11 protein-coding genes are annotated in these 14239 nt (G+C 40.4%); all 11 read left to right on the top strand.

Annotation, left to right across the window (positions count from 1 at the left end; genetic code table 11):
* The first annotated feature begins 1 nt into the window (after position 1).
* On the top strand, positions 2 to 328 hold the full coding sequence (locus KQH97_RS07685) for a hypothetical protein (protein ID WP_216553695.1): 327 nt from the start codon (positions 2 to 4) through the stop codon (positions 326 to 328).
* Positions 297 to 2972, top strand: coding sequence for a VirB4 family type IV secretion system protein (locus KQH97_RS07680; RefSeq protein ID WP_216553694.1), 2676 nt, complete (start codon positions 297 to 299; stop codon positions 2970 to 2972). The genes KQH97_RS07685 and KQH97_RS07680 overlap by 32 nt, the downstream gene beginning before the upstream one ends.
* The gene (locus tag KQH97_RS07675) at positions 2969 to 4141 is read left to right on the top strand and encodes an Ig-like domain-containing protein (protein ID WP_216553693.1); all 1173 of its coding nucleotides are present in this window, start codon (positions 2969 to 2971) and stop codon (positions 4139 to 4141) included. The genes KQH97_RS07680 and KQH97_RS07675 overlap by 4 nt, the downstream gene beginning before the upstream one ends.
* Positions 4142 to 4157: 16 nt before the next feature.
* The gene (locus KQH97_RS07670; RefSeq protein WP_117934552.1) at positions 4158 to 4460 is read left to right on the top strand and encodes a DUF3217 domain-containing protein; all 303 of its coding nucleotides are present in this window, start codon (positions 4158 to 4160) and stop codon (positions 4458 to 4460) included.
* A gap of 10 nt (positions 4461 to 4470) precedes the next feature.
* Complete coding sequence (locus KQH97_RS07665; protein ID WP_216553692.1) at positions 4471 to 5037, top strand: hypothetical protein; 567 nt, start codon at positions 4471 to 4473, stop codon at positions 5035 to 5037.
* Positions 5038 to 5039: 2 nt separating this feature from the next.
* A complete protein-coding gene (locus KQH97_RS07660; RefSeq protein WP_216553691.1) occupies positions 5040 to 5411 on the top strand; it encodes a hypothetical protein in 372 nt (123 codons plus the stop codon).
* A gap of 413 nt (positions 5412 to 5824) precedes the next feature.
* Positions 5825 to 6178 carry a hypothetical protein gene (locus KQH97_RS07655; RefSeq protein WP_216553690.1) on the top strand — a complete coding sequence of 118 codons (354 nt, stop codon included), beginning with the start codon at positions 5825 to 5827 and terminating at the stop codon, positions 6176 to 6178.
* 2 nt (positions 6179 to 6180) lie between these two features.
* A complete protein-coding gene (mobL, locus tag KQH97_RS07650; RefSeq protein ID WP_216553689.1) occupies positions 6181 to 9660 on the top strand; it encodes a relaxase MobL in 3480 nt (1159 codons plus the stop codon).
* Between the two features lie 12 nt (positions 9661 to 9672).
* Complete coding sequence (locus tag KQH97_RS07645) at positions 9673 to 12177, top strand: VirD4-like conjugal transfer protein, CD1115 family (RefSeq protein WP_216553688.1); 2505 nt, start codon at positions 9673 to 9675, stop codon at positions 12175 to 12177.
* On the top strand, positions 12164 to 12910 hold the full coding sequence (locus KQH97_RS07640; protein WP_216553687.1) for a helix-turn-helix domain-containing protein: 747 nt from the start codon (positions 12164 to 12166) through the stop codon (positions 12908 to 12910). The genes KQH97_RS07645 and KQH97_RS07640 overlap by 14 nt, the downstream gene beginning before the upstream one ends.
* A 211-nt stretch (positions 12911 to 13121) precedes the next feature.
* Complete coding sequence (locus KQH97_RS07635; RefSeq protein ID WP_216553686.1) at positions 13122 to 14207, top strand: tyrosine-type recombinase/integrase; 1086 nt, start codon at positions 13122 to 13124, stop codon at positions 14205 to 14207.
* Positions 14208 to 14239: the final 32 nt, after the last annotated feature.

The raw sequence follows: 14239 nt of genomic DNA, 5'->3' as shown, positions 1-14239 counted from the left end.
TATGGGAGTAGTACCGAAAAAAACTAAAGCGGAGCAGCGTATATTTAGACACATAAACCTTACCAAAATAGTTGGCTTTATAGTTACTCTTTTGGTAGCCTCGCAGTTATCAGGAATGTTGGTCAGCTCTAAGCTGGGCATTCCTTTTATCATATTCTGTGGCACAGTGTTTATTATTATGAGTGGCAAAAGCCCCTCTGACCCCTGCAAATGCTTTGCAGAGGCTTGGCTTGAGTGGCTCAGCTATCTTATGACAAATAAAACGCTGTATAAGCACAAGGAAGGAGAACAAAACAATGAAAAAAAAATCATCGACATTGAAAAGTAAAACCGAAACTTTCAAAGGCTTTGCGAGAGAAAAAAAGACCGAAAAGCTGAAAGATGATCCGTCAAGCATAATGTCACGTCTGTCATTTGAAAGCATACATAATGGAATAGTCGAGCTGAAAGTAAAAGGCAAGCCGCTTAAAATGGGCGTGCTTGCAGTATCGGGAATGGATATATTTGACCTTAATGACTATGACCGCAACACTATTTTCAATAATTTTGCGAAAGCAACATTATCCATAGGCACAGGTCACAAGTATGTTTTCACATCAAAAACGCCATATCTTGCTAACCAAAAAGCTTTTATAAAATACAAAAGTCAGCAGAGCATAAACAGATATTCCGAATATCTGCTCAACGAACAGTACGAGCTGTTTGACAGCTTTGAGAGCAGCCATTTTGACAGAATGGCGTATCTTTTCATATACTCCGATGACGAGAAGAAAATCTATAACGGTGCACAACGTTTTATCAGCCATATGCGAGATATAGACGTATCGTGGTGTTCCGATGATGAAATAATCGTCACGCTTAACAAGCTTATCTGTCTGAATACAGAAAATCAGCAGCTATCTGAAAAAGGCAGCCTGAATGAGATTATTTTACCTGAGAAGATAACTTTTCGACCTAATTACTACAAAGTAAATGATGTATATGCACAGACGATAGTTGTTTATGATTATGCAGCGGAAATCGATGACCTCAAGCTGGCTCAAATGGTAATACGATCTGATGATACCATAGTATGGGATATAAGCATATCTGAAAAGGATAAAGTCATAGATGAGATAAGTGCATCCCTGCGTGAGTTAGAGTCACGAGGAGGAATTATTCAAGACGCTGCCGATAAGATAGATACAAATACCGAGTATCAAAAGCTTGAGATCATTTATCAGAACATAAAAAACGGCAATGAGCAGATATATTATGTTACGCTCAGGTACATTCTGAAAGACGCCTCACTTAGCTCCTTGAGCAAGCGTTCAAAAGAGCTAATCCATGAGCTGCAGCTCAGTGGTCTGTCTGCGTATATACCGACAAATACCACACAGCATGAGTTTCTTTCTGTTATCGATGATAAAAGCAACACTATTCAGACACCGTTTCCTGTTTTTGATACACTGTCAAGGCAGTTTCCTTTCTATTATCAGTCACATATCGATGATACAGGACTTTTCTTTGGATTCACGGAAACAGGCGGTTTGAATATTCTAAACACGTTTAAAAGGACAAAGACCCGTAACTCATTCGATCTGCTTGCGTTTGGTCTGAAGGGCGGCGGAAAATCAGTTACTTTCAAATCAATGCTTGAGGATCAGCTGCTTTTGGGCAATAAAGTAATGGTACTCGATATCGAAAGTGAATATCAGCCTATGGCTAAAGTTTACGGCGGACAGACAATAAAAATCAACAGCAGCTCAAAAATAAATCCCCTTCAAATATGCAAGGTAGTCGATGCAAGAGTTGATGATGAAATCTCACCTGAGGACGAGGCAAGAGAGAATTTTGCCACAGAGATGTCACGAATACGCACATTTATGTCTATGTATATACCTGAAATAGATATGTATACTATGGAAATCTTCATGGATCTTGTGACAGAATGTCTATCCGACAAGGGCATTTTCCCCGAAACAGATATAACACTTTTAGAGCCTGATAAGTTTCCCTGCTTTACCGATGTGAACAACAAAGTCACTGAAAAGCTGTCACAAACGGATTCACTGCCTAAAAGAAAATATGACGCATACTGCAATATACAAGTATACATAAAGCAGCTTTGCGGCAAGGGTGCATACGCCGGTATGTTTGACGGGGCAACGAACATTGATGTAAAAAGCAACGATCTTATCATCTTCGATGTTAAGAGCATCAGTGAAATGGCTGACAATGTTTATAATGCACAGTTGTTCAACATACTCACTATAATGTGGGCTACCATATGCAAAAACATAGGATATAATCAAAACGTTATCAATCCATGGGATATGCGAAACGTTGTGTGCCTTATTGATGAAGCACACCGTTTCATTTCCGTAAAATACCCTCAGGTAACGGAGTTTATAGAAAAACTATGTCGCCGTACACGAAAATATTTTGCAGGGCTATGGTTCGCAACGCAGTCGATACTTGACTTTATTCCAGACGGAAATCTTGCGGCAGCTAGCTCGATCAAGGTTATTTTCTCACTTGTCCAGTACAAAATGATACTCAAACAATCGCCGGAAAGCATTGAAATTCTTCATCAAGCCTTTCCTCGTTTTTCATATGCAGAGCTCAGAGAAAGCACAGCATTTGAACCGGGACAAATGCTTTTGTCGTTGGACTCGGACAGAGATAAGCTCCATTGCAGAAGAATATTCGGAGCAAGACAGCTATTGTATATGGGCAATGCTCAGGACAGGATCGAGATCATACACAACTGCTTTTCTCATTATTATAATGAGCACACTAAGCAGGAATACGGTCTTATGCTGAGAAAAATGGACGCTGATTATTTCAGAAAATGCTTTCTTGCAGAAACATATTCTTACCTAAAAATCGAACAGCACATAAGCCAATATATCGACACTGTGATCATTCAAATGGTTGATAATCTTATAAAAGAACTTCTTCAGGCAGCTGGAACGGAGGCGACAAAATGAAAGTAGTAAGTCCAAAAGCGAGCAGTAAGATATATAAGATATTCACTATTGTTACTGCTGTTCTGGCTGTTTTGTTTCTCACATCCAACAGTTGGATAGCCTCACTTACATACAAAAGCAAAAGCAACGGCTATAACAAAACAATGTCACTTAACGGCTATAATATCAAGGTGACAGACGCAGCGTATTACGACAATGTATGCGAATTTGTCATAAAGTGCCGCCTTTCAGGGTCTGACACTGGAGCTACATATCCTGAGGTTACGGCTGTAAATTTTGACGACGACCTTACAGATCATAAGTTCACAGCAGGCAATAAGTATGACGATTATTCAAGAAAGATCACAGTAAAAAATCCGCCGTCGAATTTCAAAATAATGCGTGTGGTTATTAAAACTTCTATGCCTGACACAAAATATGATGACGCATATGACGAGTTTGGTGAGAAGATACCGGCGCACACCGAAAAAGGGAAAACTATCACACTTAGAGTAACTATAGACAGAAAAGATATGCAGACCCACGCCGTGAAAATAGTTCCGGGGTACTCTGAGGAAAGCTCAAATGCGAACACAACAAGCAGTTTATACAACTCTGAAACATCTAAAATCACGAGCCAACAAGCTGTAGCAGTGACAACACAAGCTACAGCACCAACCACACATGATCTGAGTGAAAAGGCTGCCGAAGCATCTCAAACGAGCAGGACTACCACGGAGAAACGACAGCCTGCAACAGCAGAAATGAACACGCAGCCTGCCGAAACAAGGGATTACAATGAGCCTGCATATGCGCCGCCGCAGACCACCGGCACGACACATAAAGAGCCTGCATATGCACCACCGCAAACCACAGCAGCAACACATAATGAGCCTGCACAAGCTGAAACCACCACAACACAGGCAAGGGTATATTCCATAAAACTCACAACAGAATTTGAGTACAATGACGTTCAGATCAAGATAGGCGAGCACACTCAGCTTCGTGCAGAAGTCAAACCCGATAACGCCGTAAATAAAAACGTAAAATGGGAAAGCAACCGTCCAGACATAGCAACAGTCGACAGTAATGGAAGGGTCACAGCAGTTGCAAAAGGCAAAGCTATCATATCCGCAGTAACAGAAGATAAGGGCTTGCAGGCAAGCTGTATGGTGACCGTCAAGGAATAGAAAAGAGGTAATAAAAATGCTATTTAACAACTCGTCAAATAAAATAAGAATCATAGGATTCTTGGTTTCAGAAGTAAAAATCATCAATGCCTATGCAATAGAATTTCTTATAGCCGTACCGAGAAAAGTCAAAAAAGGAGAGCAAGGATTTAATGATGTTTTCACTGTATATGCCAACGAGGCAAGCACGATCTCCTTTGCAAAAAATCATTTGCACAAAGGCTGTGTAGTAGTTGTAAAGGGAGAACTGAGGACCTTTACGGACAAATCAGTGAAGATATGCAGCAGTGATATAACCATTTCGTCACAGAACAAGTGAGGTGAAAACGTTGGAGAATATTCTTTTTGAATACCCGGTACGAGAAGATAACGGTTCATTAGATGAAGAATTTCAGGTATTAAAAAAGCAGCTAACAAAGCTTAAATATGCCGTGATGATATCATCTTTTTGTGCATTGGCGATGTATTTTTTATCTGCATTTTTTGCAAAAGCAGAACTGATTTTTTATTTTCTGACAGCACTTTTTGTGTGTATCGCAATGATAACAGGCAAAATTTTTGTGCGGTATCCTAAACATTTTTTGCACATAAAAGCTACAGAAAATGAACTGGAGATCACATACTATAAAGACAAAAAAAGTACACACACTTTTGCGTATGGTGAAATAGAAGAAATACGTTTTGCAGATAAAAGTTATACGGCTGTCTGTATTAAACGTGAGGGCAGAAAGCCGATATTGTTCGAGCTGAATAAGGATACACCTGAGCAGGGCTTTTTCCTTTTTACTATTCAGAAAATACTGCCTGCTGTTTGCAAAACAAACAGCAAAGAGATAGTAAAAAAATATGGTGATGAAGATGATTATTACAACAGAATTTACGAGGGGAATAATTAAAAATGGATATAAAAATAAGAAATATCTCTCCACAGGTCATAAGCGAGATAGACAAAATAGCCAAACAAGAGGGTGTTTCGCAAAACACCCTTTATAATAAAATCATTTCTGACTATGTCAAATGCAATGACGATTTTGTTATAAACATACTTCCTGCTATCGTTCGTGCGCTTGTAAACAGCGAGCTTGAACGCTTATCTGAGGGAGCAAAAACAACGATAAATAATGTGTATATTGCAGCACAAAAAATGATGAAAACAACAGAAAAAATTGATAATCTGCTTACAGAAACGCTTAAAAATTCAACAGAAAACTCAATTACAAATGATGAAATTTTGAGAATACTCGAAATTTCAGACAAAGATAATTCATAAATAGGGCGGTTTTGTTTACACAACAGAAATATATACAGATTATTACAGCGGCAAAAGTATATACTTTGGATATATTCTTACATAATAAGGGATATTTAATATATCCAAAAGATATATCGACCAAAAAAGCGGATATAAAAAGGATATATAATTGAAATGTCTACCAAAAAACGTATATCAAAAAGATATACTTATAAGTTGCATGGGGGTCATGGCAGCACACTTTAAACCTCGGTTTTACCGAGGTTTACAAACGGCGTGGGGGTCACGCCTTTATGCTCTTGAGCAACCGATTTTAACTTAGAGTAATAGAAATTAAATTCAAAATCAGAAAAGGACTGATAAAAATGCCTGTAAAAAAATTAATTACACTTACAGAGGAAAATTTTCAAAAACTGCAAGAGATACAACGCTTGCGAGGAATTACAACAACGAGCGGCTGCGTGACGGCATTGATAAATGACGCATACAATAGTGACCACGATAAAACCGCCGATGATACACAGCTGAGAGAGATCGCAGCAAATGTAGATAAACTGCTGATGATCGCACGAGAAAGCGAGAGTATGATATATCAGGAGCGTGACGGAATTAATACGCTCCTGCACTTCTACGAAGTGCAGGAATTCCACTCAGCCGACAAGAGATTGAGTGACAGCGAACCTCATGAGGTCATGTCACGATCGAATGACAACTACAAGAGCATCGTACATCAGCGCTCAGTTGATAAGGGTGCAAACTCCCTGCAAGACAAACAGAGTGACTAATAATGACACCAGGAATATTTCACAAATGCAAGTTCGTATACAAATGGCGTATAAGCGGCGACGGCGGCAAAAAGATATTCGATTTTCTGGACTATATGCTGCGTCCGGAGGCGTTCGAGCCCAGCAAGCACGCTGATGAAATGGAATATGTATATTCGGAGTTCATACCAAACGAAAAGAGTCAGGCACAGGATATAAAAAAAGAACGATCCTATGGAGCGTTTACAAGCACTAAAGATAATTTGACCGCCGCTGATCTGGATAAGATACGGCAGCAGGAACGAGCAAGCCGTTCAGAGGGCTGCCCTAAGTATGCAGGTGTTATATCATTTGATAATGCATATCTGCGAAAAAATGATTTCATTGTAGGGAATATGCTAGACAGACAAGCACTTGTGGACGCTGCACGAAAAGGCATTAACGCTATGATAGATAAATCGCAAAAGCTTGACGCCAACAACTGTTACTGGGTAGGTGCTATCCATGTAAACACAGGCAACGTGCACATACATTATCAGCTTGTGGAATATCACCGGCTTGAAGACAGACGCATCACATACAAGAACAGAGGTCAGGACAATGTTGAGCTGGCAGTATTATACGAACTAAAAAGAGTAATGACACACTGCATTGACAAGAGCAAAGCAGCACAAGAGCTTACAAAATTTCAAAGAGATGTACTTGCACCTCATATCAAGTCCGAGTTTGCAGGAAGTATTCAAAAAATAAACGCACTTATCGACAAGATACCTGAGGAGCTTAAAAACAGTGGCAATCAGTGGTGGTACGCAAAGCAAAGTGAACCCATAAAAAACGAAATTCAGAGCTGCATACGGTCTGTAATAGATGAAAACCCCACATTAAGTATTATGTTCGACACATATCTCCATAAGCTTGACGAAATACAGGCAGCGTTGTTTCGCAAAAGATACGGGCAAAATTCAAAGTGGGCGAATTATAAAGAAACCCAGCTTTATGGCGAAAACAAAAACGGTAAAGACGGATTTTATTCACGAGTCGGCAATTCGTTTCTGAACATCTGCCGAGAATACTATATGACAAAGGACAAGAACATACAGATCAACAACATCCCAGAGTCGAAAATGTATCTGTCTGAAAAAGCAAGCGATCCTGTGTCTGAGAAGTTGTGGACTGACACCGGCATAAACAACATATCAGAAAAATCAGACGAGTATCTGCCTGAAAATGAAGATGAAGGTTTCTTAGAGTCTGCTGACATTTTGCAAGACAGCTATGATGAACCACAGGACACAAATATGTATCTGTCTGAAAATAAAAAAGATGATTTTGAGGATGCTATGCCTTATGACTCTTTAGAATACTCTGATATCCCTGATGATTTGGAAATGTACCTATCTTCAAGAAATTATGATGAGTTGTATGAACCAAATGCTCCTGACTACAACAACGGTATTTCCTCGCAGAAATCAAAAGTGTATCTGTCTGAAAATGATAAAAGCGATCAGGCAGTGGAACGTCTACGCATAGATTGGAGCAAGAACTATAAGCTTGCTCTCGACTATATGTACGGAAATGAACAGAACAAATCAGCAGTCATAAAGAAAGACCCCGAAAAAGCTTTTGAAATACTCTCAATAGAAAGCAAAAGCGGAAATATTATCGCAACATATGACATAGGCAAGCTTTATGACAGCCAAATGCTAAAATCCAATGACGGCGATACACTAAGTCAGCAATATTACAGCAAAGCCTTTGAGGATTTTCACAAGCTGCTATCCATAGTAAGCATGAGTAATGACAAACGTGATAATTGGACAAAGTCATATCTCAACTATCGCTTAGGTAAAATGTATGAATATGGGCTTGGCGTTACTCAAGACTATAACTCAGCCATAGAGCATTATAAGCTGTCTGAAAACAAATATGCTTATTTTGCTCTCGGAAACATATACAAATACGGCTCTGGTGTTGAAACAGACTATGCCAAAGCATTTGACTATTATATGCGCTCACTAAGCAGCAAAGGCGGAATGCCGTTCGCAAGTTATGCCGTAGGACAAGCTTATGAACTTGGACAAGGAGTAGAAAAAGACCTATCAAGTGCGCATAATTTTTACGCTGAAGCTTTAAAAGGTTTAGAGAAAGTATTCACGAAAAACCATGACGATAATATCAGCTACAAGATAGGTATGATGTATCTGAATGGCAAAGGAACGGCTATAGACCTTGAACGTGCTGAAAAGTATCTGCAGTTTTCGGCGGACTCCAATAACTATAAAGCACAATATATGCTCGGTAAGCTATATCAGAGCGACAGAAAAAAAGATCTTCAAAAGGCTGAAAAAGTCCTGATAAAGGGTGCTGAAAACGCACAGGATAAAACAGGATTGTGTGAATATAGTCTTGGCAAGCTGTATCTTTCACAAGAGAGATATGACAAGGCGGCATCATACTTAGAACGTTCAGCAGCAAAAGATAATTACTATGCAGCATACACTCTCGGAAAACTGTATCAAGAGCAATTTAACGATAATACACAGGCTGAGAAATACCTTCTTCAAGCTGCCGATCACAAGGACGATACTATGGGTATAGCAGCTTATCGCCTCGGCAAGCTGTATTTAGCTCAAGAAAGATTCACAGATGCTGCTGCGTACCTTCAACGATCTGCGGCAAAAGACAACTATTTCGCCGCCTATGCTCTCGGAAAACTGTATCATGAGCAATTTAACGATAATACACAGGCTGAGAAATACCTTCTTCAAGCTGCCGATCACAAGGACGATACTATGGGTATAGCAGCTTATCGCCTCGGCAAGCTTTATCTGTCTGAAAATAACAGACGAAAAGCATTGCAGTATTTCACGAATGCCGCTGACAAAGATAGCATACCTGGAATGTATGCTGCAGGGAAAATTCTTCTTGATAGCAGAAAATCAACAGAAGTTTCAAAAGGAATACGCTACCTTTCATCAGCCGCCGATAAGGACTTTGAGCCTGCGATATACACTCTGGGCAAATATTATAGCTCATTCAATAATACAAAAGCTAAAGAATACCTTAAGCGTTCTGCGTTTGAATACAACGATCCAAATGCACAGTATATTCTTGGAAAAGTGTATCTGTCTGAAAATAAAGACGAAATGGCAGAAAAGTGCTTCCGTCAGTGCGCTTTAAACGGCAACAACAGTGGACAGCTCGCTTATGGTTTAATGCTGCTTCGTGACGGTCAAAAGAAAGCAGCATATCAATGGCTGAGAAAGTCAGCACGCTCAGGCAATGACATTGCTAAAAAGATAATAAGCGGTAAAAAAGCGGATATACCATTTGAGTTCAGACTTGCGGGCTGTATGCAGGCGCAGAGGACACTTCTTCATAAATCATCAAGTATGCTGCGCAACGCCCTTAAATCTGAAGAAGCAAAAACCGCACGTCTTATGAGAGAATTTGAGATCGAGCAGGAAATGGCGAAAGCAAAAGAACAATATCATAGCATATAAAGGGGAACTAATATGGATCTTGAAAAACTTAAGCGCATAAAAAATCTTATCATCGCAAAAATTCTTTTTGTATTTGGCTGGATCTATGATCTTGCTATGCGTATTTTAAATGCGGTGAATAAAACACCTATTGAAAAAGACAAAGACCGCAGGAACATCAGAGTAAAGCAGTTTGCCATTGCAACATCGGTAGTCTACATTATCATTAACAGCATTTTCATCTATGTTATAAAGTCATTGAGAAGTATAAGCGCCGTCAATGGCAGTGCAGATTATTCAAGAACGCACTTTATGCCGTGGAATATCATTGTTCCACCCGGATTTATGATGTTCATTTTTGAGATAATTCTTTCTCTTATAGTTGGTCTGGGAATAACGGTAAAGCTGCATACACTCTACCGAATGAAAAATGACAGCAAGAACGTTAAGGGTGACAACAAGTTTATGGAGGACAACGAACTGTTAGATCATTTTCTGGCAGTGCCTATGGATAACATCACTTCAGCAGAAAAGGCAGGAATGCTCATAGGAGAAAGCAACGGCGTCTACTACATCGAACCGGGCACATACAACACAATGACCGTAGGTGCTCCACGTTCCGGCAAGGGTGAATGCTACGTGCTGCCAAGCCTGAGGCTTATGGCGAATGCAAAAGAAAAGCCCTCTGTTATCGTTAATGATATGAAAGGCGAGCTGCTTGAACTGACCTATAAGGAATTTGCCAGAAACGGCTACAAGATAGTTACTCTTAACCTTATCGATACTGACCGTTCGGACTGTTGGAACCCTCTTCAGCTTATTATTGACGAGTACCTCACAGCTAAACACGGCAACAATGACTTGTCGCAGACTTCAAAGCTCGTCAGCTCATTCGCTCACTGCCTTACAGACGATACCCAGAGCGAGGCTATATGGACAGACTCCGCAAGGTCGCTGCTCAGTGCCCTTATATACTATTTCTTAGATAAAGGCTATGAGAAAAATGATATGTCCTGCGTTAATATGTTCAGTATCACAACATTCTTTACCGAATTTGGAATTTACAATACTGTTATCGAGGACGAAAGCGGCAACAAGAAAGAAGTCAACGCACTTGATGAGCTTTTCAACGCACTGCCTGTGGGCTGTCTTGCAAGAACATCCTACTCTACGTCAAAGTTTTCTCAAGGCGAAACACGTTCATCGATATATACTGTACTTTCGGGTGACCTTGAGATATTTATGACAGATATGGGTGTGCAAAAACTCACATCGAAAAGTGAGATAAAGTTCAATGATCTTATAGATATCGACAGACCCTGCATTATATATATGCTCGTTCCATATGAGGAAAAATCACGATACGTTATCGCCTCGATGTTCGCAGATCAGTCATTTTTGTATCTCGCAAAACAGGCAAGAAAGTTTCCGGACGGAAAGCTGCCAAGGAAAATAGAGTATATGTATGACGAGTTCGGACAAATGACTAAGCTGCCTGACCTCAGCAGTAAAATGAATGCCTCACCCGGTGCTAACATTCTTTTCAATCTATTTCTTCAGGACTACGGACAGCTTAAGAAATATGAAAAAGAAGAAGATGGCATAAAAGGCGGCTGTAACATTCAGATATACATATTATCTCTTAATGGCAATACAAACAAAGCGTTTTCTGAAATGATAGGCAATGAAACAGTAAACTATTTGACCTTCAGCGGCAGCCTGTACGGATTTTTAGATCACCAGGGCGAACGAGTTGACAGCAAGGCGCTGCTCGATACAACACAGCTCTCAAAGCTGCCGTTCGGCACTGCTATTGTCAAAAAGATGCGATGTGAACCTATAAAGACCAATATTACGCCATATCATCTGCTGCCTAACAAAATGCCACGCATACCTATAGACGAGCTGCCGATAAAATCACGCAACATTGACCTTTCAGCAGCAATGTATCCATATGACGAGCTTTGGGACAGTCTGGGCGTAATAGGTTATCAGTACAGATTAGACAGCCTCAAAAAGACCGCTGAACGTGCTATGAATGACTACTATATGCAGCTAGGCAAGATAGATCAGATAAAGTCAGACGGCAGCACTGTGTCCGAAAGTATGTATAAGGCTGCACTTGAACTTGAGAAAAATGCCGGTGCGGCTCAACGGCAAGTCATAGAATATCAGCAACAGGTACAAAAGCTCAATGAGTTTCGTGCAAACGAGGCACGAAAGATCTTTGCAGAGGCATATGGAACAAGCGGCTCAGACGAAGAAGATGATTACACCGATCAGGACGAGCTCTATTTCCCAGGAGAATACCCGGACGATGGTCCGTATGTCGATATCACTGCCCTGCTATATAAGATCAACGGACTTGTAGGCAGCGAGCTTGGAGGATTTCTTTCAGATCAGAACTATGCCGCTGCAAGGGGCTACATAAAGAAAATACAGAAACGTCCTGATATACGCAGCAATTTTGTTGCCGATGAATGGGCGGCACTGGAACAATACATAAATAACGAGGAATTGAAAAATGCGAATACCTAACAGCTTTGTTACACGTTTTACACAGGCATCAGACTTGAAGCTTGCCTGTGTATTCTATAGTCTTATCCACAAGAATACAAAAAGAAATCTGCTTGGCTATGAGATCACAGTCAAGCAGACGACTCTTGTGTCACTATGCGGCTTTTCGGCATCCACTGTCAAGCGTGCGGTAAGCTCACTGCTCAAAAGTGGGTTTATCAAGTCCCAGAAGCGCCAGACAAATGCTCCCGGAAAGCTTGGCACATATACATACACTATTGATGTCGTATCTACAGCTTCTAAATATTTCACCATGGATAAAAAGCTCATAAGCAGATTGAATGGAAATGAATTCAGAGTTTATGCAATGTGCTGTAAGCTGGCTGACAGCTCGCACAAGAGCTTTTTCCAAAGCTATAATGATCTATCTCAGCTTCTGGGCATGAGCCGTCAGGACGTTCTCAGGACGATAGAAAAGCTTGTAAAAGGTAAGTTCATTCGTAAAAAGAAAATCAGAACTCGTGTAGGTGATTTTACAGACAACACATATACTGTCTGCATATATGTTCCTCACAGCAGAATAAAAAAAGCCCCCCGCCGCTCAAGCAGGAGGCAGAGCATTCATTGTTATACAATGAACACAACCATCAAAAACACAAGTTCATTGTATAACAAAAAATCGGATTTGTCAATAGGTTTTAAGAAAAAAATTCGGCTTTCGGAGATTTTTTTCTTAAAAAGGGGTAGTGGGTAAAATGAACTGTCTATAACTGACCCATTCTTGATTATCTGTCTGAAAACAGATATTTGATGTTTCTGTATCTATACTTGAATTATTTTTTTTAGAATATGCACGCTTTTTATCAAATTTTGCCTTCTTTTTCAGACAGATATTGCTTTGCTGCTGTAAAAATCTCTGCTTTTGTTGTAATATATTATATATTCTAAAAACAAAGGGGATCATTATGACAACTATCGAAGAATTAATCAGCGAAAAGAAAGAGCTTGAAAGGCTTGTGGTAAAGCTTGCTGCGGAAAATCAGCAGCTCAAAGACGAGATTTCTGAGAAAAAGGCAAATGACATTCTGTTTGCAGATCTGATCGAGCAATGGCTCAAAAGCCGAAAGATGGCGGTAAAAATCAACACCTATGAGGCATATCGTTCACAGGTGTATGTGCACATCGTGCCATACTTTCGCAGCAAGAATACAATGCTTTCACAGCTCACGCCCGGTATGCTTGAGGAATATTATCTAGTCAAATACAACGCCGGTCTATCCGGCTTAACGATACGAAAACATCACTCAAACATCAAAATGGCACTTAGCTATGCGGTCAAGAACGGTTTGACAGACCACAATGCAGCCTTGCTTGCGGAGCTTCCCTGCACTGACCGTTACTGTGGAAATTTCATAAGTACAGATCAATTTGAAATAATTCTTAACAAGGTCAAAAATACTGACCTCTACACGCCTGTGTTTCTAGCAGGAACTATGGGACTCAGACGCAGCGAGGTTCTGGGACTGCGTTGGTCAGACATAAACTTTGAAACGCAGACTATGTGCATACAGCATACTGTAGTCAAATGCATTAAAGATCACAAGATAACTTTGGTGTTTTCAGACGTTCCAAAAACCAGAGCAAGCCGCAGAACCTTGCCTCTCCCCTCAGGCGTGCTCAGATACCTCAAGGAGCTTAGGCGCAGGCAGTGCGATAACTACACGGCTCATCGTGACAAGTATTCACGAGAATATCTTAAATACATATGCGTTGACGATATGGGGCTGATCGTCAAGCCCGACGATCTGTCTGTTGGTTTCGGCAGGATAATGGCAGAAATGAATTTCCGCTGCCGTTTCCACGATCTTCGCCACACCTGTGCGTCACTGCTTGTTCAGCACGGCGTTGAGCTAAAGTCCGTGTCGGTCTGGCTCGGTCACAGCAGCATAGCTGTCACCAGCGATATATACACGCACCTTACATATCGTGAAAAGCTGAAAGTCGCTGAAACGATCGATGAGTATATGAAAGATGTCAATGTGTCACCGTGACACATTAGATAATCAGTTTAGCTATAATACGT

The sequence above is a fragment of the Ruminococcus sp. MSJ-25 genome, from assembly GCF_018917825.1.
Taxonomy (GTDB): Bacteria; Bacillota; Clostridia; order Oscillospirales; family Ruminococcaceae; genus Hominimerdicola; species Hominimerdicola aceti.
Note: the sequence above shows the minus strand (reverse complement) of the source record. Positions and strands in the feature narration are given on the sequence as shown.